The following is a 22,825-nucleotide window of genomic DNA, read 5'->3' as shown; positions in this document are numbered from 1 at the left end:
AGGTACCGGACCCGGATGACGCCTATCCGATGTACACCCACACGTCGTCGAGGGTCCCGTGGAACTGGTCGTTGTTCGTCCCCGCGCCCTTGGCGCCGACCGTGAGCGGCTCAACGGTGTCGACCCCGAGCGTGAGCGGCACCGCCACGGCGCCCTGCAGCACACCGTCGACCAGGATCGACAGGGTCGGGCCCAGGCGCCGGCACTCCAGGCTGTGCCAGTTGCCGTCGGCGATCGACACGCGGCTGTGGGCGAGATAGACGACATCGTCGCCGAATCCGCAGCTGGGCCTGCCGGAGTCGCCGTCGACCTGGAGCTTGTACTGGCCGCCGCCGGTCGAGTAGCCCTTCTGCAGGATGTTCTCGCCGCTGTCGGTCTGCGTCGGGGAGAGCAGCACGCCCGCGCCGTACCGGATGGGCCGGGTTCCGGGGTTGAGGTCCGGGGTGTTCCCGCCCTGCAGCACCACACGCGGGCACTTCACGCCGGTGCATTTCGGCGGGAACCGCAGCGCGTAACCGTTGCCGTGCGGCACCAGCTCCGGTATCCCACCGTTGCGCGTCACCATCCGCAGCAGGTGTCCGAGCCCGGACCCGTCGTCGAACATGCCGTCCGCGACCGTGGTGTCGAAGTTGTACGACGCCACGTACTCCGGGAGCACCGGCGCCCGCTCGGCCTTCTCGGAGATCGCGTCGAACTCCGCGTAACGCTTGCGCGGCAGCCCGCCGACCGTGGTGAAGTCACCGACCGCGCTGATCGACCCGAATTCCGGGTTCGCGGCCAGCGATCGGGTCCCGGCGACCCCGTTGGCCTGCGGCGCCCAGTCGAGCAGGTTGCCCTGCGGGTCCACGGCGGCCAGCTTGCCACGGATCACCGACCCGTCCGTGCAGGCGCCCTTGACCCCGTTGTTCGTGGTGGTGCAGGCCCGGTCGAAATGTCCGCCGACGTAGACGGTCCCGCCCAGCACGGTGATCGCCTGGGCGTCCCCGTCGAACACCCGGGTCCAGCGGGTCGCGCCCTCCCGGGTGTACGAGACGGCCCGCCCGCCCTGCCCGCCGAGCGCCGCGTACACCCCGTCCTCGGCCTCGACCAGCGCGAACACCTGGGAGACCGGCTTCGGCAGGAACTTCGGGTCGAGCGTCCCGGTGACCGGGTCCACCGCGGACAGCCGCAGCGTCGACCGGGTCTCGTTCGTACGGTGGAACCTGCCGCCCAGGTAGACCCGGTCCTCCCCGGCGGCGAGGGCGTTCACGGTGTCGTCGGTGGTCGGCGCCCAGGGGTCGAGCGCCCCGGTGGCCGCGTCGAAGGCGGCCAGGTTGCCCCGGGGCGCCTCGTCGACCGCGGTGATCCTGCCCCCGATGTAGACCTTGCCGTGCCCGGCGGCGAGCGCGTTCACCTGCCCGAGGATGGTGTGCCGCAGCGGGGTGAGGACGCCGTCGCTGGCGCCCAGGCCGGCGATCGAGTCCCGGGGTTCGCCGTCGACGTGGTCGAAGTCCCCGGCGGCGTAGACGGTGTCGCGGTCGACGGCGAGGGCCCGGACGTTGGCGTCGGCGCCGGGCTTCCAGTCGAGCAGGGCTCCGGTGCGCGAGTCGAAGGCGGCGAGCCGGGTGCGTTCGACGGAACGGCTGCCGGTGATGACCCGGGTGAAGTTGCCACCGACGTAGACGGTGCTGCCGCGGTGGGCGACCGCGTAGACCGAGCCGTTGAAGGAGGGAGAGCTCACCGGGCTGGGCGAGACGACCTCGGCGAACGCGGCGCCTCCGGCCGCGAGCAACGCCATCACGATTCCGGCGATCAGGGCGTTTTTGGGAAATCTTGCCACGTATGTAGCTAACTTCCTGAGCCGGTAAAGGTCGCGCACGAGGTGGGCGGTCCTCGGCAGGGCGAACTATGCTGCCGCGTACGGAATTGAGAAAGGGGAATGCCGTGCCGATGCGCCGCCGCACAGCCGTGCCGCTCGCCCTGCTCGCCACCGCGGCCCTGGCCGCCGGTTGCGAGATCGAGGTGAGCCCCGGCTCGCTGCCGACGCCGTTCAGCGTCGCGCCGATCCCCTCCGCCTCGGCGGGCCAGCCGAAGTATGTCTGCACCGCGGTCTACAAGATCCTCACCGACGGTGCAATCAAACTCGCGGCGTACGCGACCGGCGACAGCGACACCGCCAAGGAGGGTCTCCGGACGACCTTCACCGGCATGGCCACCGAGGTCACCGCGGCCGGAGCGAAGAGCGACGACGCCTCCCAGCGCGCGGCCGTCGACGAGGTGGCCGCCGCCCTGAGCGGAGCCGGGCAGTCGAGCGATCCCAAGGCGTTCCTTGATGGAGAGTTCACCACGATCGGGCAGCGGATCGACGACACCTGTCCCTAGGGCCGCCGATCCGGTAAGGACAGTTATCGACAACAGGCGAAATCGACAGCGCGTGAATACATGTTCACGGACTGTCCAATAGCGCGGGACATCCGTTACGATTCGGAGCCTGACGTTCCGTTCGCGTGGGAATGAGTGCCCCGTGTCGAATACCGCCTTGGTCGAGGTGTTGCTGCAGGTCCCCGCTCTGGCGGATGCGAATGTGCGCGATGCCGTGGTCGACGAGACAACCGCCGTCCTCCGGCGCAAGTTCACCCCCCGGCGCACGCCGCAGCCACACGCCGATCTGGTCGCCCTGGTGGACTCCTACGGGTCGCTCACCGGTGGCCTGGTCGCGTTCACCCGCATCGTCGCGCAGCGTCACCCCGGGGCGGAGGCGACCCGAGCGGCGGAGCTGGCCCGCGAGCTGCAGGGGCAGTTGCTGCTCTCCGATGCCGACCGGCACGAGCTGTGCCGGGTCCTCGGCGAGGCCGGCACCCAGTCCGTGTTCGGGGCGCTCGGTGACCTGTCCGACCTGCCCGAGCTGCGTGACGTCCGGATCTGGTTCGACTGGGCCGCGGTCGTCCAGGTGATGGAGCGCCAGCCCACGCCCACCGGCGGCGTGCCTCCCCTGCTGGGTTTCGTCGTGCGTCTCGCCGCGCTGATCAGGGCCGACCTCGGCGGTGCGCTGCGGCGCTGGGCAGCCGACATCTCCGGCGGGGTCGGCGTGCCGGGCGCGGCGCTCACCGCGTTGCAACTCGACAGTCGCGACGACGAGCAGTCCCCGACGCGCCGGCGTGCCGGCGTCCGGGTGATCCGGAGCCGTGTCCCGATCCGCAACTACAACTTCACCGGCCGTGAGGAGCTGCTCGAGCGGCTGGCCACGACGCTCGCCTCGGGTTCCAAGGCGGCGGTCCTGCCGCAGGCCGTTCTGCCGCAGGCCGTCCACGGGATGGGTGGTGTCGGCAAGACCCAGCTGGTGGTGGAGTACATCCACCAGCACCTCGAGGACTACGACCTGGTGTGGTGGGTCCCCGCCGACTCGGTCTCCGGGGTGCTCGCGTCGCTGGAGCAGCTCGCCGAGCAGCTGGAGATCCGCCCCGGTGAGAACTGGGAGCAGACCGCCCGGCTGGTGCTCGACACGCTGGCCTCGGTGCGGCTGCGCTGGCTGCTCGTCTTCGACAACGCCAACGACCTCGACTCGATCGGCGACTACGTGCCCTCCACCGGCGGGGACGTGGTCGTCACCACCCGTAACCGGGAATGGGCCGACGTCGGCACCTCGATCGAGGTGGAGGTCTTCAAACGGTTCGAGAGCATCAACCTGCTCCGTGGCCGGACCAAGAACAGTATCGGCACCGCCGACGCCGACCGGCTCGCCGACCGGCTGGGTGACCTGCCGCTGGCGCTGGAGCAGGCGGCGGCCTGGCACCTCGCCACGAAGATGCCGGTCAGCCAGTACCTGGACCTGCTCGACAAGCACCGCAAGGAGCTGTTGTCGGAGGGCAAGCCGGCCGGCTACTCCGACTCGGTCGTGGCGTTCGTGACCCTGGCGACCGCGAAGCTGCGGACGGAGAACCCGGCCACCGCTCAGTTGCTGGAGTTGTTCGCGTTCCTCGGCGGTGAGCCGGTTCCGGTGTCGCTGCTGCGGTACGGGAAGGACGCCGACGTGGTGCAGCCGCTGCGTTCCCTCCTGGGCGACACCATCAAGATCAATCTGGCGGTACGCGATCTCAGCCAGTACGGCCTGGTCAAGGTGGACGACGCCCAGCGCCTCCAGGTGCACCGTCTGGTACAGGACGTACTGCGCGACACCCTGGACCCGGTGCACGCCGACGAGCTTCGGCGCAGCATCCAGAACCTGCTCGCCAAGGCCGGCCCGGGCGACCCCGACGAGAACACCGAGCCCGCCGAGGTGGAACGCCAGCGTGAGGTCGGCCCCCACCTGGAACGGGCCGGGATGATCGAGGCCGACCGGCTGGAGGCGAAACAGGCGGTCCTGCACCACATCCGGTTCCTCTACAACACGGGCGACTACGAGAACAGCCGCCGGATCGCGAAAGACGCCGTCGAGTGCTGGCGGGAGAACCGCGACGATCCGCGCCTCGGCCCCGACGGCGAATTGACGCTGCAGGCCCGGTCGCACATCACCAACGCGAGCCGTGCGCTGGGCGAAAGCGCGTCCTCCGATGAAGAGACCAACCAGACGTACGAGTTGATGCGGCGTTACCTGGGTGAGGAAGCGAAATCGACGCTCGTTCTCGGTAACCAGGTCGGCCAGGCGATCCGAATCCGCGGGGAGTACGCGGAATCGCTCGCATTCGCCAAATCATCACTGGAACGTCATCGCCGCGCGTTCAATTCGCCGGAGCCGTACGTGTTGCGGGCCCAGTCGAACCTGGCGGTGGCCTACCGGATGGTCGGCGAGTTCGCCGAGGCGGCCAAGCTGGACCAGGCGATCGTGGACTACTGGGAGACCAAGAGCCCGCAGGTCACCAGCTTCAGCGCGCTCGAGGCCTACATGAACATCGCCCGCGACTACTACGGACTGGGCGCCTACCGGGCCGGGCTCGCGGTCCTGGAGGGCTGGCGCGGCGTGCTGATGGACCGGCGCAGCCGCGGGCACCGGATCGTGGTGCTCTCCGGCCGCACCCACGGCATCACCCTGCGCAAGGCCGGCCAGTTGCCGGAGGCGCTCGACGTGCTGAGCGAGAACCTGGACGAGACGTTGAACCGGTTCGGCCTCTACCACGAGTACACGGTCGCGGCCCTGTGCAGCAAGGGCAACGCCCTGCGCCAGCTCGGCGACACGGCCGGCGCGCTCGACGACATCACCGAGGCGGTGGTCCGCTATCGGAAGTACTTCGGTCAGGAGCACCCGCTGACCCTGGTCGCGCTGGTGAACGAGGCGATCGCGCGGCGGGCGGCGGGCGACGTCGAGACCGCCGGAACACTGGACGAGCAGGCGTACGGCAGCCTGACCCAGGCACTCGGGCCGAACCATCCGTACACGCTCTGCGCCGGCACGTCTCTCGCCACCGACCATGCCCTGCGCGGCGATCACGACGAGGCCCTCGCGCTGTCGAGCGAGATGCTGGAGCGCAGCCGGATCACCTCGGGCGGGCCGCACGAGGTGCGCGGCGACGCCGACCACCCCTATCACCTGGCCCGCGCGATCAACTACGCGCACGACCTGCGGGCCACCGGCGACACCGAGCAGGCCGAGACGCTGCTGGTGGACTCGATCGCGGGCCTGCGTCAGTCGCTCGGGGAGACGCATCCCGAGGTGCTGGCCGCCGAGCGTGGCGAGCGCCTCGAGGGTGACATCGAGGCGCCGCCGACCTGATCACCGGGCGGTCGTCGCGGCCGACCAGCGCTCGAGCAGTTCACGGTGCCGTTGCTCGGCCCGCCGGGCCACCGGTTCGGGCAGCGGCACGGCCAGCAGCGAGTCGACGAACCGCCGCAGCCGGGTGGCGAACCGCTCGCCGTCCGGGGTCAGCGCGCCCGACGCCTGAAGCGTCGCGAGGCTGCGATCGACCTGCAGCCGGGCGTCGGCGAACCGTGACTCGGCCGAGTCACGCCGCGCGTGTGTGTCCCGCAGCGCCCGCCACGTGTCGGCCACCCCGGCAAAGGCGTAGACGCCCTGCAGCAGCCCGGCCAGCGGTCGCGGGTCGGTCCGCCACGGCGCGAAGTAGCGCCGCCCGTCGTCCGGATCGGTGAGCTGGACGACGTCGAGCAGCGCGCTGAGCTTCGCGTGCTGGTACTCGTGCACCAGGGTGACGGCGAAGTCCGCGGCGTCGGCCGGCCGGGTCAGCCCGAAGACGCCGAACACGTGCCGGATGGTCGCGCTGCGGGCGGACCGGCCGTCCCCGGTCAACGGCACGAGCGTGTGCAGGCCGGCGGCGATCTCGGCGGCCCGCTCCGGCGCACACTCGGTGAGCAGCCGCCACGCCTCGGTGAACAGCTCCTGCCAGCGGTCGAACTCGGCCTGCGAGAGGCGGGGCTCGGGCGGTGCGTGGTATCCGTGCCGGTACGGGTCGACGTCGTCGAGAGCGATCTCGACGCCGATCCCGCCGGAGGTCGCACGCAGTCTCCGGACCGGCAGCCAGTGCCCGGTCTCCCGATTGCCGGGTATCGCCACCGGCCCGTGCCCGGCGTCGATCGTGAGGGTGCTGTCGATGACGGCGATCCGGGCGGTGGCCGCGTCGCCGGTGATCGCCCGGCCCAGCCCGGGAAGGGCGACGGCGCCGTCGCGGGCCCCGACGGTGAGCTCGACGTCGACGCCCGCGGCCGCGCAGGTGATCACGGCCACCGCGGCGAGGTGCGCCAGATCGGCGCGCTCGGCACGCCCGCGCTCGGCCGCGCGCCCGGCGATCGCGGCCCACGCACCGACCATGGGCGTGCCGAGAGCCCGGGCGGCGGCCTCCGGCGCGGCGGCCCGGGCGGCCTGGATCGCGCCGGCGAGGCGGTCACGTTCGGCGGCCGGGCCGGGCCACTCCCGCAGCAGGCCGGCGATCAGCAGCAGATGCTTGCTCACCTGCGCCTCGGCGAGCGCCCGGGACAGGCCGGGGCCGCCACGGCTGTCGGCCAGGCCGTCGAGCAGCGCCTCCGGACACCGGTGGTACTCGGTCATGCGGTCACCATCCCGGTCGTCGCGCCCACCAGGTCGCGGGTGTCAGCGCGCACCCGCCCTCGCACGTGTTCGATGAACAGCCGCAGGTCCGCGCAGTACACCGACGGATTGCGGAACCCGGTGCCGGGTCGGTAGCGGTGTGCGTAGTGCCCGCCGCCGCAGACGCGGTGCAGCGGGCAGTCGAGGCACGCCTCGGCGAGCGCGGCCGTGCCGATCTGGCGGGCCACCACGCCCGGATGGGTGAGCGCGGCGTCGAGGTCGTCGCGGTCCACGTTCAGGCCGGTCGCACAGGCACCCGGGTAGGTCGACTTCAGCGCGTCGATCTGTTCGATGGCGCCGTCGGACTCGACCACCAGGATGGGCGCCGGGCTCAGACCGACCTGTTCGGAGCGGGACGCCCCGCCGAGGATCAGGTCGACGACGCTCTCGAAGAGCCGTACCGGCACCGGGTCCGGGTCGTCGTACCAGGCGTCGAACGCCTCGATCAACCATCGGCCGTACGCGGTGGGGTCACCGTCCGGACGCGGCGGCGGCGCGCTCCAGTTCGCGTGCGGTAACAGGAAGTCGATCGCGGGCGGCTGGAAATCGCGCAGGCGCCGGTAACACCCGGCCGGGTCGGTGTCGGGTGCGACGGTGCAGAGCAGCCCGCCGAATCCTTCCCGGTACGCCGGCCGGGCGAGCAGTTCCAGCGCCCGGCTGACCGCGGTGAACGTGCCCCGGCCGGCGTGGGTCACCCGGTACCGGTCGTGGTCGGCGGCCACCCCGTCGACGCTGACCGCGACGGTGATGTCGTGGCGGCGCAGTTCGCGCAGCGCGGGCTCGTCGAGCAGGACCCCGTTGGTCTGCATGCCGACCCGTACCGTGCAGGTCTCCGGAACCGCGGCGCGCAGCCCGGCGGCGAGCCGGCCCAGGCGCCCGGCACCGAGCAGCATCGGCTCCCCGCCGTGCAGGACCACCCGGACCCGGCGCAGATCGTGCCCGCGCACGTGCCGGCCGAGCCGGTGGGTGACCGCGGTGAAGACCTCGGGCGGCATCACCGCCGGACGCTCCCGCCAGCTCTGGTCCGGGTGCTGATAGACGTAGCAGTACGTACACGCCAGATTGCAGCGCTGGTGGACCTTGAGAATCACCTCGTGGATCGGCGTGGGCCGCCAGCCCCCGGCGAGCAGGGCCGCCACGTCCAGGCCCAGATAGGGCCAGGCCGCGGGCATCATCAGGGCTCGTCGATGAAAGAGCTGAACGCCGACAGTACGCCGTTGGGGTCGTCCAGATTCCGCCTCAGCCGCGCGATCGAGCGGGACACCGGTGAGTCGCCGTGCGCGGCGACCAGTTCGGTCAACGAGACATGCGAGACGTCGACGAGATCGCCCGGCTTATGCTGATCATCGCCCGCGATCGATTCAGGAACGTCGCCCACCGGTCGGCCTCCACACTGAAGTCAATGCCCCAGGATTCACGATGACACCGCCACGGCGACCCGGGACAGACCCTTGGCAGGGCCCCAACAACAACACACGACAGGTTTTTTCAGAACTCCAGCCGCCCCAGCGTGGTTGACAAAAATAGCCACCATCGGTCAGGGCATCGGCGGTTCTAGAACGCAGTCGATCCGCACACCGCGAGCCGCCATAGCCGTGATTGGATGGTCCGGGTTGTAGATTCCGCGCAGATGCTGGATCGCCTGCCGATGTTTGACCGCCGCGGACGGCTCACCCGCCGCGCCGAGATCCAGGGCCAGGTTGGCCTCCGCGGCGACCACGTTCGGATGATCGGTGGGGTGCACCTGCTTCGCCAGCTCCATCGCCCGCCGGGAGGCGGCGAGCCGGTGCGGGTGCGAGTCCAGGGCGTAGTCCGAGGCGAGGTTCACCTCCGCGGCGACCGCGAAGGGGTGATCACGGCCGACGGTCTCGCGGAGGGCCTCGCTGCTGACCCGGTCGATGTTCAGCGCCGCGGCGTGCTCGCCCCGGGCCCGCAGCACGTTGGCCAGGTTGATCCCGGCGGCCACGGTGAGCGGGTTCGCGGCTCCGAACATGTCACGGTAGTCGTTGTGGACCTGCTGCATCTCACGGCTCGAGTCCTCGGTCCGGCCCAGCAGGTGCAGGGTGTTGGCGTGACTCATGCGCAGCGCGAGGGCGTGCGGGTTGTCCTCGCCGAACAGGTCCACGCACTCGGCGTGGACAGCCTCCAGCCGGGCGAGCGCCTCGCCGAACCGGCCGATGCCCCGCAGGGCCAGGGCGATGGCCCGTTGCGCGAGGATTAGGCCCCGATCCATCCGGGTCCGCCGGCGGCCCTCGGCCCGGTCCCGCTGCTCGATCCTGGTGACCAGCGGTTCCACCTCACTGAGCACGTCCCGGTAACGGCCCTGTCCGTTGAGGTCCTCGGCGAGCGCGTTGATCGACAGCAGGGTCCGCCAGTTGTCGTCGCCGAAGGCCTTCTCGTGCCGGCGCAGCGCGACCCGATCCTCCTTCTCCGCCTCCCGGAAATCGCCGGAGAGCCGGAGACTGATGGCGAGATTGTGCCCGCTCATGGTGGTGCGCGGATGATCCTGGGGAAAGGCGCTGTAGCAGCGCTGAAGGGTCTCCCGGTCGATCCTGAGCGCCCGCTGGTAATCCCCCGCGATTCGCAGGTCGGCGGCCTGGCTGCTGGCCATGGCCAGGGTGTACGGGTGGTTCTCCCCGTAATCGGGATCCAGTCGCAACTGGCTGATCGCGCCGAGGGTGAGCTCCCGGGCCTCGTCGTAGCGTCCCAGGGCGCGCAGCGCGTTCGCCCACTCCTGCGAGGTGCGCAGCACGAGATGATCGTCGGCTGCCAGGCTGCCGTTGTCACGCCACCGCTGGTCAGCCTGTTCGCCCAGCTCGCACGCGGTCGCGTTGTCCCCCGCCAGGTAGTGGAAACGGATCTGGTGATACACCGCCAAACGTGCGCCGGGGTGGCGGGAGTCGACCAGGCCGGTGGACCGGACATGGGCCGAGATCTCCCGGTAGAGGTCCGTCTGCTTCTGATCATCGGGCCAGCCGGGGTCGGCCGCGGCCAGCAGCGCGTGGGCGTAGGCGCGGGCCCGGGAAAGCTCCTCACCCGACATCGCGCGCCGGGCGACGATCCGCGCCGGCGGCAGCACCTCGATCCGGTCGTCGTCGCCGGTGAGCCGGGCCATGCCGTGCCGGCAGAGCTCGACGAGAGCCATGTTCATCGCGACCGGGTCGCCCGGCACCTCCGGCCCGGCGATGCTCGCGCCGGCGGCGAGATCCCGGACGAGCAACTCCTTCGAGACCGGCACCGGGGCGAAGCAGGCGAGCGTGTTGAGCAGCAGCAGCGCCGACCGGCTCGCGGCCTCCAGCCGGTCCATGGTGAACAGCACGGCCCAGGCGGCACTGCTGTGGTAGCCCTCCACCGGGACGGTCGTCAGGCGATCGATCGGGTCGGCTCCGGCCGCCGCGGCGAGCGGTGCGCCGGTCGCCCGCGACCAGGCGACGACCTGGGCGAGCGCCAGCGGGGAACGCCCGTACGTGCTGAGGATGTCCGTGATCGCCTCGGCGGCCGCGTCCGGTTCGTGCTGGCGCAGCAGCCGGCCGGCGTCGTCGGAGTCCAGATCGGTGACCTCGATGCCGAGGCTGGACCCGTCGTGGCCCAGGGCCGGGTCGCGGGTGGTGATGACGACGTGGCCGCCGTTGGGCACCAGACTCGCCAGGTCCGGCGCGCTGAGATCGTCGAAGACCAGCAGGTGTGGGATCCGCCCGGATTCCGCCAGGTCAAGGACCCGGCGCACGATACGCTCGACCCGGTGGTGCGGTTCGAGCCCGAGCTCCACCGCTAGCTCGAGCAGCGAGGCCCGGGCCGACTCGGCGGTGCCCGCCGGCACCCACCAGACCGGGGTGCCGTCGGCGTGCCGCTCGAGGTATCGCAGGACCGCCTGGGTCTTCCCGGCGCCGACCGGCCCGTACAGCACCAGGCGAACGTCCGGCCCGGTGCTCAGCGCCGTGTGCATCGCCTCGATCAGCGTCTCCCGGCCGGCGAACTCCGGGACGGCGGCCGGCCGGACGCCAGAGGCCGGACGACGGTGCACCGGCGGCAGAACGACCGGGCCGGGCACCGGATCGTGCGGCGGCGGCCGGCTCGAAACGACGTCGGCCGGGACGCCGGTCTCGCCCGCCTGGGTGGCGCGCCTGGCCTGCTGCCACAGTTCGATCATCCGCTGATCGAGGTCGCGGGGGTCGTAGCCGGACGGGGCCCGGCCGGCCAGCACGTGGACTATCGACCGGACCTTCTCCCAGGAGGGCACGTTGCTGGCTCGCAGGGTGGCGCTCACCGTCTCGTGGGAGACCGTCTCGAAGCCGTGGGGAAGCCGATGCGTGTCCCTCGAGATCACCCGGGCGGCGGGCTGACCCGCGGCGTCATAACGATCGTGCAGAGCCTCGACGAAACTACGGACGGGACCTACCGGTAACTTGTCCAGACCGGGCAGAGGAATGGCCACGTGAGTGCGCTCCGGACGAGATCGCGTTTGTCAAATTTTTTCAAGTTCCACACTCTCACGGTCCATCAATGTCGACAACGGGCCCGCTGGCTGGATTATGGCATTTTCGGCGATTCAATCGGAATGGTGAGTCAAGCGCGCGTGGGTGACATCGGGCCGTCTTTTTTGGATCAGCGACCGATGGCGCGATCTGTCAGCTGACATCGACCCTGACGGCGCGGCCTCCGCGACCCCGTCAAGACATCACGACCTCCTATCCGGAACACTTCCGTTGACATGGCCCACCCGTCAGCTTTGAGGCATATCCGACCGGACACGCCGAGGAGCCGCCATGTCACACCTGTTCGACCCGATCATCCTTTTAGCACTGGGCGCCCTCGTCGAGGGCGCCGGCATCACCCTCGCCGTCGCCGTCGGCCTCTGGTCGCGCAACCCGGCCCGGCGCGAGACCGCCCTCAGACTGATTCGCGCGATCCGGCGAGCGGAGGACTCCGGAGAGCGTGAGTAGCGTGGACGATGGCCACGCGGCCATCCGTACCCGCTGGGGCCACCTGCGACGATGGCGGTGCCGACACTCCCCCAGGGGCGAGTTCACCGCCATCGGCCAGGAACTGGACGGCACTTGCAACTAGGCTCATCCACATGATCGATAGGCCGGTTCGCATCGGACTGCAGTTGCAGCCGCAACACATGGACTACGCCACCATCCGCCGCACCGCGGCGGAGGCCGAGGAGGCGGGGGTCGACGTCCTGTTCAACTGGGACCACTTCTACCCGTTGAGCGGCGAACCGGACGGTCTGCACTTCGAGTGCTGGACCATGCTCGCAGCCTGGGCCGAGGCCACCTCCCGCGTCGAGATCGGCGCCCTGGTCTCCTGCAACAGCTACCGCAACCCCGAGCTGCTCGCCGACATGGCCCGCACCGTCGACCACATCAGCTCCTCCGGCCAGTCTGGCACCGGCCGGCTCATCCTTGGCATCGGCTCCGGCTGGTTCGAACGCGACTACACCGAATACGGCTACGCGTTCGGCACCGCCGGCGGCCGCCTCGACGACCTCGCCGAAGCACTCCCCCGCATCGAATCCCGGTGGGGCAAACTCAACCCGCCGCCCACCCGCAAGATCCCGGTCCTGATCGGCGGCGGCGGCGAGAAGAAGACGCTGCGCCTCACCGCGAAATACGCCGACATCTGGCACAGCTTCTCCGACCCCGAAACCCTCCAACGCAAACTCGGCATCCTCGCCGGTCACTGCGCCGACTTCGGCCGCGACCCCGCCGAGATCGAGGTCTCGGTCCTGGCCACCACCGACAACCGCGACAAGATGTACGAACTCGGCGCACGCCTGTTCACCATCCACGTCGGAGGCCCGAAACCCGACCTCACCGCCCTGCGCGAATTCATCACCTGGCGCGACAAACTCAACGCCTGACATCACGGCAGCGGGGGCGGAATCTCGTTGAGGATCTGCCCCCTGCCTGGTCAATCGGCGTACCGGATCCGTGGACGCTGTTCGAGGGCGAGAAAGCTCGTCCAGTCCACCGTGGCATCGGCCAGTTGCCTCAGGTGCGGTGCCGGCGATCCACAGGCCCGTTCAGCGTCGAGGGCGGCGCATGCGACCGCGAACGCCCGCAGCGCTTCCGGAGAGGCTGTCCGCCAGGCTTCACCCGCTGCGCCCATTGTGCTGCTTCGGCCGGAGAATGGCGGCGCGGATGAAGCAGACGATCATCAGGGCGGTATCGAGCCAGTCCGCGCCACGCCGCGGGATCGCCCAGTCCACGACCGCGACAGTCCCGCCGTGGATCAAGAAGTTCTGCGGCATGCGGCCAGGGTGGCCGCACACCGCACGCGAGGCGATCAACCGCGGGTCGGGCTGTCGTGTCACACCCCGCGGGGCACTGGTTGCGGTCGCCGGCCCGGCGCTGACCGGCCACAGGGCCGGGTCGACCCCGGTACCTGGCAACCCGGATCGCAAGGACGGTCGCGTTCAGTACCGGCAGAAGGAGCAGCGTCGCCGCGAAGGCAGCGGCCCCTTCAGCACCGCGGGGAAGGGGTTGCTGCCACTCGCCCAATCCAGCAGGCCGCCGATCACGCCGAGAACATGGCTGAAAAAGATCATGAGAGCGAGCCAGAGGGCCCGGGTCGGCTGGTTCGGTGCGGCACAGGACCAAGATGGCCTGTACGGTCGCGCGGCGTGGCAGCAGAGCCGCTCTGCCGGGCTGCCCTACCGCTGGTTCCGCTCGATGCCATTCAGAACCGGGCTGTTCCTGCTTGCCGGCCCCGCCAGCAGTCCGGCCTGGTCGCAGGGGTGCGCCAGCGGTCAGGCCACACCGGTATCAGCTCGATGCTGAGCGACATTGACCGCGATCGCGCTGAGCATCCTCGTTCTGCGCCGCATCGAGAGCGGAGCGTTGCGGAGGATAAAAATGATCAAGGGTCGATATGAGTAGGCGTTGGCGGGTTTGACATTCCGCTCCATTCTCCTAGGGTGGCCGGCAACCGCATGGCCGCCCTCAGTGGAGAGGATCATTCGTGTCCGGCTTACAGGTGAGCGTCGTCGGATTGATCGTGGCGGTGGCCGCATTCTGGGCCACCTTCTGGCAGGGAACGCTGTTACGCAGGCAGATCGCGCAGAACGCGAAGATCAATAGCGCTCACTTCTATCAGAACATCACGGTGCGCTGGCTGGAGTTCGACAAGTTCCTGGTCGAGCGGGCGGATCTCTGGCCCTACTTCCACGCCGACCTGCCGGTGCCGGACGACTCGAAGACGTGTGCGGAGCTGGCGTGTATGTCGGTGATGATGGCCAACATGGCGGAAATGTGTGTCACCAGCGAGGATGTCCTCGGTGAATACGCGGGCGACTGGGACAGCTACTTCGCGTACGTCTATGAGCACAGCCCGTATTTCCAAACATTCTGGATGCAGTACGGATCGATGTGGTCGGCGCGGGTGAACCAGAGCTTTGTCAGGAATCCACCAAATTTCGGTGATCAGGCGCTTAAGGAAATCTTTCTCCGCCCTGCGGCGCTGAAGGCCGACAACGCCGGAAGGTAGCCATCGCGATACATTTCACGACGGGTTCCCGGTCCTCGGGGACCCGTCGGGTGGCTGGCTGCGGCCGCAGAACAACCTGGGTTTCCACACCTGCCGCTGTCCGGCGTGGAGCATGGAACGATGTCCGCCACTGCGCCGCCGTCGTACGTCGTCACCGGAGCCGGCCGAGGGATCGGCTGGGCCGTCGCCGAACGTCTCTCCGTCGAAGGCCACGTGGTCGTTCTCGACGTCGTGGAGCGGCTCGACCGGCGGCACGACCGCATCACCCTGGTCACCGGCGACGCCGCCGATCCGGACGTCGCCCGGCGGGCCGCGGAGATCGCCGAGTCCGCCGGGCCGCTGGCCGGATGGGTCAACAACGCGGCGACCTTTCCGGACGCCGGCCTGGCCGGCACCAGCGCGCCGGAGGTTCTCGGCCTGATCAGCGCCAACCTGGCGCTCGCGGTGACCGGCTGTCACACCGCCGTCAACCACTTCCTCGGGTACGACCGGCCCGGCGCCATCGTCAACGTCTCGTCGCACCAGGCTCAGCGGCCGGTCCGCGGCGCCCTCGCCTACGCTACCGCCAAGGCCGCCATCGAGGGGTTGACCAGGGCTGTCGCTGTCGACCACGGTCCGTCCGGCATCCGTACAAACGCCGTGGCCCTGGGGTCGATCACCACTGCCCGCTACGAGCGGTACCGGGCCGTACATCCGGAGGTCGACGCGCAGATGGCGGCGCTGCACCCGTTGGGCCGCGTCGGCACGCCGCGGGAGGTCGCCGACGCGGTGGCGTTCCTGCTCTCGCCCGCCGCCTCGTTCATCAACGGAGCGGTCCTGCCCGTCGACGGTGGCCGCTCGGTCAACGGCCCTGACCCGGAGGCCACGTGACCGGCCGCACCATCCGCCCCGCTCCAGGGTTCCGGTCGCCGGCACTGTGAAATACGTACTCCCCACGGCCGTCGACCTTGTCGATCGGTGCGACTTTCGATCGCGGGCAAAGAAATCGTCGGTGACGGTGAACGAAAGCGGGTCGCGGTGGGACGGATGAGAGGACAGTCCCCCGAAGAAGGAGTGAACGCCGTCATGCGCATCTCTTGGTATCGCCACCGGCTCGGCACTGCCGTGCTGCTCGGACTCACGCTGCTGCTGGCCGACACCACCGGCGCCGCCACGGCGGCGGCCGGGTCACCATCCATCGCGACGAGCGCCGCCCGAGCGGTGGCCACCGCGACAAGCGCCGCCCGGGCGGCGGCCACCGCGACGAGCGCCACCGCCTGCGAGGGCGCGGTGGTCCATGAGGTCGACGCCGCGCAGCCCGGCGCGCTGCCGCCGCTGTGCATCGCGGTCGGCGGGGTCGTACGCGTCGTCAACACCGGGCCCGGGTCGCTGGTCGCGCGGCCCGCCACCATGGTCGACTGCTTCTACGCGGCGGGCACCTACCAGTGCCGCCTGATCCGTACCGGAACCGTCCGCCTCACGCTGGCGACGGGCGCGCGCGAGTTGCTGGTCCGGGTGCCCGCGACCGCACCCGGGCAGCCGTCGACCGCCTGCTCACCGGCGGGCAGCGTGGTGAATCTGGACACCGCCGAGGAGTTGCCCTGGTGGTCGCCGTGCCTGCGACTGGGCGCGACGCTGCGGGTGGTGAACCTCGGGCCCGGCCTGCTGTCGGCGACCCCCGCGGACGCCGTGACCTGTCACTACGAGGCCGGCGTCCACGCCTGCCGGTTCCGCCGGCCGGCCAGTGTGGTCTTCACGGCCACCTCGGACGCGACGACCCGCTCCGTGACGGCCGTCGTGGTCCGTTAGCCGTCCGCCGATCGGCGTCTATGGTCGAGCCGTGACCGGTGAAGCTGCAGCATCATGACCGGCCCGCGGCAGATCGGCGCGTACCGCATCGAACGGTTGCTCGGCGCCGGGTCGTTCGCCACGGTGTGGCTCGGCCACGATCCGGCGCTCGACGCCCACGTGGCGATCAAGGTGCTGGCCGAGAACTGGTCCCACGACCTGCGGGTGCGGGAGCGATTTCAGCAGGAGGCGCGGCTGCTGTGGCGGCTGGCCGACGAGCGGGTGGTACGGGTGTACGCCGTCGGCGAGTTGCCGGACGGCCGCCCGTACTCGGTCATGGAGTTCGCCGCGGGCGGCAGCCTCCGTGACCGGCTCGAACGGGGTGAGCTACCGCCCGCGGGAGCGCTACGGGTGCTGCGGGAGATCGCCGCAGGTGTCGCGGTGCTGCACCGGCACCGGATCGTGCATCGCGATCTCACCCCGGGCAACATCCTGTTCCAGGCGGCGCCGTCGGGGCCGGAGCGGGTGCTGATCGCCGACCTGGGACTGGCGAAGGCGCTCGCGGCCGCGTCGGGGCTGACCGCGCGCGCCGGCACACCCGGCTACATGGCCCCGGAGCAGGACGACCCGCTCTCCACCGTGGACACCAGCGCCGACGTCTACGGGCTGGGACGGCTCGGCACCCGGCTGCTGAGTGCGCAACAGGGCGCCGGGCGGCCGCGACTGCGTCCGGGCGTACCCGCCGGGGTCGCCGCGCTCCTCCGCCGGGCGACGGCGCGTAACCCGCGGGATCGTCCTCCGGACGCCGCCGCCTTCGCGGCGGCGCTCAACCGGGCTGTCCGCGACCGGTCCACGTTCACCCCGCCCCGGCGTGCGACGACCCTGGTCGCGGCCGTCCTGGTCCTGGTTTGCGTTTCGGCCGACACCGCCCTCCCCGAGGGCAGGCGCACAGCGAGCGACGGTACGGGACGGCTGACGGTCACGCTGCCCACCGGATGGCGAGCCGCGGGGTCCGGCTGGGCCGGCCGCCTCGACGGGGACGGCCGCCTGGAACCCGCCCTGGTGATCTCCCCGGATCCAGCGCGCTGGCAGACCGATCCCGGCGTGCCCGGCGCGTTCATCGGGCTGTCGCGCGGTGCCGCGGCGCGCACGACCGCGGCCGGTTTCGTCGCGGAGCACCCGCACGCCCGCTGCGCCGCGGCCCCGGTACGGCACAGCGGGCGCGCCGGTGCCGACTGGGTGGTGGCGCGCTTCACCTGCACCGGAGCCAAGCCGGTGATCATCGAGGCGGCTCGGCCGGACACCCGTTCGGCCGCTCTGGTGTACGTCCAGATCGCCCCCGCACCGCAGACGAGCGACCAGGAGGTCGACGTGCTGCTCGCCGGCGTCGGCACGGATTAGCGGACCACCACCGTGATGTCGTAGGTCGTGCCGCCCTGTGGGATCGCCACGACGACGGTGCCCTTGCGCACGAAACGCACCTCGACGACGCCGGCCTCGTAATGCTGCGCGACCAGGTCCGGTGAGTCGGTGGTGACCTCGCCCGGCCCGATGTTCTCGACGCGCAGCACCGCACCGACCGCCAGGCACATCGCGGGAACCAGGGCCAGTTCTTCGGCGGTCGCGTCGATGGTGCGGACGATCGCGCCCTCACACGAGGACGAGGACGAGGGCGACGACGGCCGGGTGGGCGTACGGCTCGAAGGCGGGGTGCCGACCGGCGGCCGGCGTGACGGCGGCGAAGCGGACGCGGGCCGGGACGGCGACGGGCTCGGGGTGACGCTCACCGACCCGACCGGTGCCGCGCCGACGGCGGCCTCGGTCGGTAGCGGTGAGACCGGCGACTCCCCCGCGCATCCCGCCATGATCAGCGACACGGTGAGGACCCCGGCCGTCAGCCGGCCGCGCATCCCGGCTCATCGGCCGGCACCAGCCGCGGGCGCAGCTGCGCCCGGCCCTGGTGGATGCGGGATTTCACGGTGCCCTCCGGCACCGCCGTCAGCGCGGCGATCTCCCGATAGCTGAGGTCGAGCAGATCCCGCAGGACGACCGCCTCGGCGAGATCGGGTCGGAGCCGCTCCAGCGCGTCGAGCAGATCGAGCCGGGTCCCGGCCGTCACGCTGGTCCTGCGGGGGTCGGGACGATCGGGCAGCGGCACGCCGCCCGATTCGGCCAGGAAGCGGCCGCGCAGGTTCTGGTAGGTCGACCTGGCACGGTTCGCGGTCAGCCGGTACAGCCAGGTACGGAACGACGATCGGCCCTCGAAGCCGCCGATCGACCGGGTGAGCGCGAGCAGCGCGTCCTGGCACGCGTCCTCGGCGTCCTCACGGTTCGGCAGGAACCGGGCGCAGATCCGGAGCACGTCCGGCCGCAGCACGGTCAGCAGCGTGTGCAGCGCGGCCGTGTCGCCGGCGGCGGCCGTCCGCGCCAGTTCCTCGACCTCGACGGCTCGACTCTCCACCAGCCCAACCTAGCCACGCCGCGCCAACTGCCGTTTTGGGGTGGTGGGGCATACTCGGCGGCGTGCGGTCGCCGTTGGATACCTTCGCCGGGCTGCTCGACCGGTCCGTACAGGAGATCGAAGTCCTGGTGGCGGATGCCCGCGCCTTCGACGCTTCCCGCATCCGCGATCTCGCCGACATCTGGGACAACAACACGATGCCGCTGGCGAGGGTGGCGTGCGCCGGCCGGCCGTTCCGGGCTCGGCGCGCCCGTACCGGTCTGCTGTGGATGGCCGGGCTCGGGGCTGCCCGCAGGGCGCTGATGGTCGGCCTGGACCCGGCTCTGGACCGCGAGTTGCCCGCGGCGGCACCCGGCCCTCCGGCGTACCGCGACTTTCAGGCACGCGTCCACCCGGGCTCGTTGCCCCTGACCGCGCAGATCATTGCCGATCTACTCACCGATTACGACCTGGCGTGCGCCGGCGTGCGCTCGCTCGTCGTCCTGCCGTCGAGAACGGGCCTGCGAGTCGACCTGACGGTCGCCGCCCCGCGGCGGTTCGTGCCCGGCACCGGGCGTGCGACGCGAGACGGAGCCGAAAGACCGTGGCCGGCCGCTCCGCTGCGGTTCACCTTCACCGACGTCGACGACCTGCGCTTCGACGCCGCCGACCGCCTCGGCATCGGTGTCTCCGCCGGGGAGGCCGGGCTCACCGTCGAGATCGGGCAGGGCGGGATCCTGCGGGCCGCCACCGCTTCGGTCTGGCCCGACGACCCATTGTGGTACGAATCCACGGCCGGCCGCGCCGCCGACGCGGTGACGCCGTTCGGCCGCCCCGACCGGCCGAAGGCCGTACCCACCTCGTCATTGACGTCGCGGCAAGAGGACGCCGCCCTGGCCCTGCACGACCTGATGATCCGGGTCCGGCTGGCCGGCTCCTATCCCGCGTTCGCCGCCATCATCCCGATCCGGGAGATCTGCTCCGCCCTGGCAGGCGCCGGCAGTGCGATCCGTGCGGCCGGCGCGAAGCGTGGAACCGCTCGCGAGGAGGCTTTCACCGACCTCGTCCGCCGTTGGCAGCCCATCCCGCGTGCGGCCGGCACACCGGTCCCCTCCGGGCCGGCCCTGCTGCGCTACCTGCGTTACAGCGAGCCGTACGACGACGATGACGTCCATCGCGAGGGCGCCGTCGTCCTAGTGGCGGCGGTGCCGGGCACGGACCCCACAGCACCGTGGAGACTCGCGAGCGAAGAGCTGCCGCACCCGGCGACCTTCCGCGTCACCACGGCCGCGTTCGACCGGGTTCAGGACGTCCGCCGCGAAGCCGGCACTCTCACGATGAACGAAGCGCTCGTCATCCAGGAGACCCGATGAGGGGCCGCGGAAGGGTGGGTCCGGCCCGGCCCACCCTCGGATCTCCGCCGGGAGAGTTCAGCCCCGGAGCCCCTCGCGCAGCTCCCGCTTCAGGACCTTGCCGCTGAGGTTGCGGGGCAGCACCGGCATCAGCTCGAGCCTGGTCGGCTGGTAGAACTCGGTCATTCCGACACCGTCGAGGTAGGCGCGCAGGCCGGCGAGCGTGGGCGGTTCGCCGGCCGGTACGACGACCGCGCACGGCGCGTCGTGCCCGTGCTCGTCCTCGTAGCCGACGACGGCGACGTCCGCGACCGCCGGATGCCGCATCAGCTCGGCCTCGACGTCGAGCACCGGGACCATCAGGATTCCACCGATCCGGTCGGCGGCCCGCCCGGCCAGGCGGATGCCGCCGTGACCGTCCGGCAGGACCAGGTCCCCGGTGTCGAACCAGCCGCCGTCGTGCTCGGCGAGCACGTGGACCGTGCCGGTGTCCCGCCCGACGAGCGCGATGCAGAGCGCGGCGCCGCGGACGAACAGCCGGGCCGGGTTCTCCCTGGAGATCGTGCCCTCGACGCGCAGGTCGAGCTCCAGGGACGCCGCGGGTCGCCCGTCGCTGATGGTGGCGTGGTCGGCCGGGTCGTCGGAGCGGGTGAAGGTGCCCAGCGGCACCTCGGTCATGCCCCAGCCGGCCCGCAGCGGTACGCCGAGCTTCGCGTGGATCTCCCTGACCAGCTTCGGCGGCACCGGAGCGGCCCCGCAGCACACCATGCGCAGCGAGGAGAGGTCGTCCGCCACCCTGAAGACGGCTTCGAGGAAGATCGCGGCGCCCGAGAAGACCGTCACCCGCGTGTCCCGGATGATCTGGGCCGCCCGCGCCGGTGACCAGGTGTCGAGCAGGACCGCCGAGCCGCCGCTGAGCAGCGGGAAGGCGAGGCCGGTGGTGATTCCGAAGATGTGCGTGAGGTTGTGCGGGTTGTAGCTGACGTCGCCGGCCCCGAGCTTGTCCTCGTTCACCACGGGCGCGGCGCCGGCCAGCAGGGTGTTGGCCGTGTGCAGGACGGCCTTGGGCTCGCCGGTCGTGCCGGAGGTGAAGAGGACCACGGCGACGTTGTCCGGGTCGGCGGCGCTGTCCGCCAGCGGCGCCGGGAAGTCGGCGGTCCAGTCCGTGTTCCGGAAGTGGGCGTCGAAATCGAACTCGTCGGCCGACTTCGAGCCGAGCACGACCCGGTGCCGCAGGTGCGGCAGGCGGTCGGCCATCCCGGCGAGGGAGGACGCGTGGTCGAAGCCGGCCCACTCGCCGACCGTCACCACGACCGTGGCGCGCAGCTGGACGAGCATCTTCTCGAGCTCGCGTCCGCGGAGGGCGGTGACCAGCGGTGCCAGGATCGCGCCGGTGTGCATGACGGCGAGCATCAGCGCGGCGGTCTCCCACCGGTTCGGCATCTGGACGGCGACGACCTGCCCGGGGCCGACGCCGAGCGCGCGCAGGGCCGAGGCGTACCTCTCCACTTCCGCGGCGTACCGCGACCAGGACACCACGTCGGCCGGGCCCTCGGCGTGGAAGCCGAGGAGCGCGGTGGCGTCCGGCCGCTGCCGTCGATGCCGTTCCAGGTGGGTCAGCAGGTGCTCGTCGTGCCAGAGCCCGAGGCGGCGGTAGCCGTCGATGACGGTGTCGGCCGGACGGATCGCCCCGGGCAGCCAGACCTGCACGTCCTCAAAAGTCTTCATGGCCGTCATGACGGACGCTCCGGACGCCTCTTTCGGCGATGTGACAGGCGCAATAGGGCTCAGCAGTGTCGCAGGCGCCGGCGCAGGCCGTCGGTGAGCTGCCGGACCGTCCGGGTGTAACGGCCGGACCGCCGGTCCTCGGCGTCCCCGATCCGGGTGCGGAAGTACAGGCAGGAGATGAATCGCTGGTACACCTCGAAGGCGTCCCGCCGTACCCGCAGATCCTCCAGCGATCCGGCGGCCTCACCGGCCGCCGCGACGTACGCCCGCAGCAGCAGTTCGATCCGCTCCGCCGGCAGATCCAGATGCCACGGCGCGGCGGCGATGCTCCCACCCAGGTGGGCCAGGTCTCGTGCCGGATCGCCGATCCGCCCCCACTCCCAGTCCACGTACCGGGGTGTCCCCCGGTCGACCACGATGTTCGGCACGGCCAGGTCGCCGTGCACCAGGGCGAGCCGGTCCAGCCGGGCGAACACGGGCGCCGCCGCGGCGGCGTGCCGTTCGACGAGCCCGGTGAGCCGGGTCGTCTCCGGGTCGTCGAGGACTCGCGGGTGGAACCGCCGCCAGTTCTCGAGACTCTCGGCGAGCTTGGCGGTCAGCGAGGGCGGCGGGTTCCCGGTCGGATGCGGTTCGGCGTGCAGGACGGCCATCTGCCGGGCGTGCGCGGCGAGCAGGTCGTCGGTCCAGCCGGCGGGGCCGACCGGACGACCGGGCACATATCCGGTGACCATGAAGGGGGCGCCGAGCGGGCCGGGTGACTCCTCCAGCAGCACCGGCCTCGGGCCGAGGCCGGGCGGTACGAGCGCCATGGCGGCGAACTCGTCGGCCATCGGGCGGGCCATCCCACCGGCCGCCCGGCGGGCGATCCGGATGACCAGTGGTTCGGCGCCCGGCACCCGGACCCGCCAGGCGGCGTAGCTCTCGCCGGCGCCGATCAGGCCGACCCGCGCCGTGTCCGCGGCACGCAGGCCGAGTCGTCCGGCGTTGGCGACGACCCACGATCCGATCCGCTCCGCCCCGGTGACCATGACCGTG

The 22,825-nt window shown here is 71.2% G+C and carries 19 protein-coding genes; 9 read left to right on the top strand and 10 right to left on the bottom strand.

Going from position 1 to position 22,825, the window contains the following annotated elements:
- Positions 1 to 22: 22 nt before the first annotated feature.
- Positions 23 to 1,819, bottom strand: a complete 1,797-nt coding sequence (locus CHC09_RS20020; protein ID WP_239138382.1) for a LamG-like jellyroll fold domain-containing protein — start codon at positions 1,817 to 1,819, stop codon at positions 23 to 25.
- 110 nt (positions 1,820 to 1,929) lie between these two features.
- On the opposite strand from CHC09_RS20020, the gene CHC09_RS20015 reads away from it, so the two are divergent.
- Positions 1,930 to 2,361: a hypothetical protein gene (locus tag CHC09_RS20015; protein WP_089294936.1), complete on the top strand. Its 432-nt coding sequence runs from the start codon at positions 1,930 to 1,932 to the stop codon at positions 2,359 to 2,361.
- 142 nt (positions 2,362 to 2,503) lie between these two features.
- Complete coding sequence (gene fxsT, locus CHC09_RS20010; protein ID WP_143232433.1) at positions 2,504 to 5,686, top strand: FxSxx-COOH system tetratricopeptide repeat protein; 3,183 nt, start codon at positions 2,504 to 2,506, stop codon at positions 5,684 to 5,686.
- On the opposite strand, the gene CHC09_RS20005 is transcribed toward fxsT (CHC09_RS20010), so the two are convergent.
- The 4 genes from CHC09_RS20005 to fxsT (CHC09_RS19990) all read right to left on the bottom strand — a co-directional run bounded on the left by CHC09_RS20005 (position 5,687) and on the right by fxsT (CHC09_RS19990) (position 11,447).
- Positions 5,687 to 6,973: an HEXXH motif domain-containing protein gene (locus CHC09_RS20005; protein WP_089294677.1), complete on the bottom strand. Its 1,287-nt coding sequence runs from the start codon at positions 6,971 to 6,973 to the stop codon at positions 5,687 to 5,689. It abuts the gene before it with no gap.
- Positions 6,970 to 8,187, bottom strand: a complete 1,218-nt coding sequence (locus CHC09_RS20000; protein WP_239138383.1) for an FxsB family cyclophane-forming radical SAM/SPASM peptide maturase — start codon at positions 8,185 to 8,187, stop codon at positions 6,970 to 6,972. The genes CHC09_RS20005 and CHC09_RS20000 overlap by 4 nt, the downstream gene beginning before the upstream one ends.
- The gene (locus tag CHC09_RS19995) at positions 8,187 to 8,390 is read right to left on the bottom strand and encodes a hypothetical protein (RefSeq protein WP_089294676.1); all 204 of its coding nucleotides are present in this window, start codon (positions 8,388 to 8,390) and stop codon (positions 8,187 to 8,189) included. Before CHC09_RS19995 ends, CHC09_RS20000 begins: the two co-directional genes overlap by 1 nt.
- 159 nt (positions 8,391 to 8,549) lie before the next feature.
- Entirely contained in the window at positions 8,550 to 11,447 is a 2,898-nt protein-coding gene (gene fxsT, locus CHC09_RS19990) for an FxSxx-COOH system tetratricopeptide repeat protein (RefSeq protein ID WP_143232432.1), read from the bottom strand.
- A 331-nt stretch (positions 11,448 to 11,778) separates the two neighbouring features.
- Between fxsT (CHC09_RS19990) and CHC09_RS46395 the strand changes: the two genes are divergently transcribed.
- Together CHC09_RS46395 and CHC09_RS19985 are read left to right on the top strand one after the other, a co-directional pair.
- On the top strand, positions 11,779 to 11,955 hold the full coding sequence (locus CHC09_RS46395; protein WP_179277196.1) for a hypothetical protein: 177 nt from the start codon (positions 11,779 to 11,781) through the stop codon (positions 11,953 to 11,955).
- Between the two features lie 134 nt (positions 11,956 to 12,089).
- On the top strand, positions 12,090 to 12,878 hold the full coding sequence (locus tag CHC09_RS19985; RefSeq protein WP_089294674.1) for an LLM class F420-dependent oxidoreductase: 789 nt from the start codon (positions 12,090 to 12,092) through the stop codon (positions 12,876 to 12,878).
- 231 nt (positions 12,879 to 13,109) lie between these two features.
- Here the strand turns inward: CHC09_RS19985 and CHC09_RS46390 are convergent, their stop codons facing one another.
- Positions 13,110 to 13,268, bottom strand: a complete 159-nt coding sequence (locus CHC09_RS46390; RefSeq protein ID WP_179277195.1) for a hypothetical protein — start codon at positions 13,266 to 13,268, stop codon at positions 13,110 to 13,112.
- Positions 13,269 to 13,978: 710 nt separating this feature from the next.
- Here CHC09_RS46390 and CHC09_RS19980 point away from each other — a divergent pair.
- The 4 genes from CHC09_RS19980 (at position 13,979) to CHC09_RS19965 (ending at position 17,671) form a co-directional block, all read left to right on the top strand.
- On the top strand, positions 13,979 to 14,503 hold the full coding sequence (locus CHC09_RS19980; RefSeq protein WP_089294673.1) for a hypothetical protein: 525 nt from the start codon (positions 13,979 to 13,981) through the stop codon (positions 14,501 to 14,503).
- 120 nt (positions 14,504 to 14,623) lie between these two features.
- Complete coding sequence (locus CHC09_RS19975; RefSeq protein ID WP_089294672.1) at positions 14,624 to 15,373, top strand: SDR family NAD(P)-dependent oxidoreductase; 750 nt, start codon at positions 14,624 to 14,626, stop codon at positions 15,371 to 15,373.
- Between the two features lie 195 nt (positions 15,374 to 15,568).
- Complete coding sequence (locus CHC09_RS19970) at positions 15,569 to 16,291, top strand: hypothetical protein (protein ID WP_143232431.1); 723 nt, start codon at positions 15,569 to 15,571, stop codon at positions 16,289 to 16,291.
- Between the two features lie 54 nt (positions 16,292 to 16,345).
- Entirely contained in the window at positions 16,346 to 17,671 is a 1,326-nt protein-coding gene (locus CHC09_RS19965) for a serine/threonine-protein kinase (RefSeq protein ID WP_089294670.1), read from the top strand.
- Here CHC09_RS19965 and CHC09_RS19960 read toward each other — a convergent pair.
- Together CHC09_RS19960 and CHC09_RS19955 are read right to left on the bottom strand one after the other, a co-directional pair.
- Positions 17,668 to 18,180, bottom strand: a complete 513-nt coding sequence (locus CHC09_RS19960; protein WP_089294669.1) for a hypothetical protein — start codon at positions 18,178 to 18,180, stop codon at positions 17,668 to 17,670. The two genes, CHC09_RS19965 and CHC09_RS19960, sit on opposite strands and share 4 nt — an antisense overlap.
- Positions 18,165 to 18,731: an RNA polymerase sigma factor gene (locus tag CHC09_RS19955; protein ID WP_089294668.1), complete on the bottom strand. Its 567-nt coding sequence runs from the start codon at positions 18,729 to 18,731 to the stop codon at positions 18,165 to 18,167. Before CHC09_RS19955 ends, CHC09_RS19960 begins: the two co-directional genes overlap by 16 nt.
- 62 nt (positions 18,732 to 18,793) lie before the next feature.
- On the opposite strand from CHC09_RS19955, the gene CHC09_RS19950 reads away from it, so the two are divergent.
- On the top strand, positions 18,794 to 20,083 hold the full coding sequence (locus tag CHC09_RS19950; protein WP_089294667.1) for a hypothetical protein: 1,290 nt from the start codon (positions 18,794 to 18,796) through the stop codon (positions 20,081 to 20,083).
- Between the two features lie 57 nt (positions 20,084 to 20,140).
- On the opposite strand, the gene CHC09_RS19945 is transcribed toward CHC09_RS19950, so the two are convergent.
- On the bottom strand, positions 20,141 to 21,790 hold the full coding sequence (locus CHC09_RS19945) for an AMP-binding protein (RefSeq protein ID WP_179277194.1): 1,650 nt from the start codon (positions 21,788 to 21,790) through the stop codon (positions 20,141 to 20,143).
- A 59-nt stretch (positions 21,791 to 21,849) separates the two neighbouring features.
- Positions 21,850 to 22,818, bottom strand: coding sequence for a phosphotransferase family protein (locus tag CHC09_RS19940; protein WP_089294665.1), 969 nt, complete (start codon positions 22,816 to 22,818; stop codon positions 21,850 to 21,852).
- Positions 22,819 to 22,825: the final 7 nt, after the last annotated feature.

The sequence above is a fragment of the Actinoplanes regularis genome, assembly GCF_900188005.1.
GTDB classification, from domain to species: domain Bacteria; phylum Actinomycetota; class Actinomycetes; order Mycobacteriales; family Micromonosporaceae; genus Actinoplanes; species Actinoplanes regularis.
This window is presented reverse-complemented; position numbering and strand designations above follow the sequence as displayed.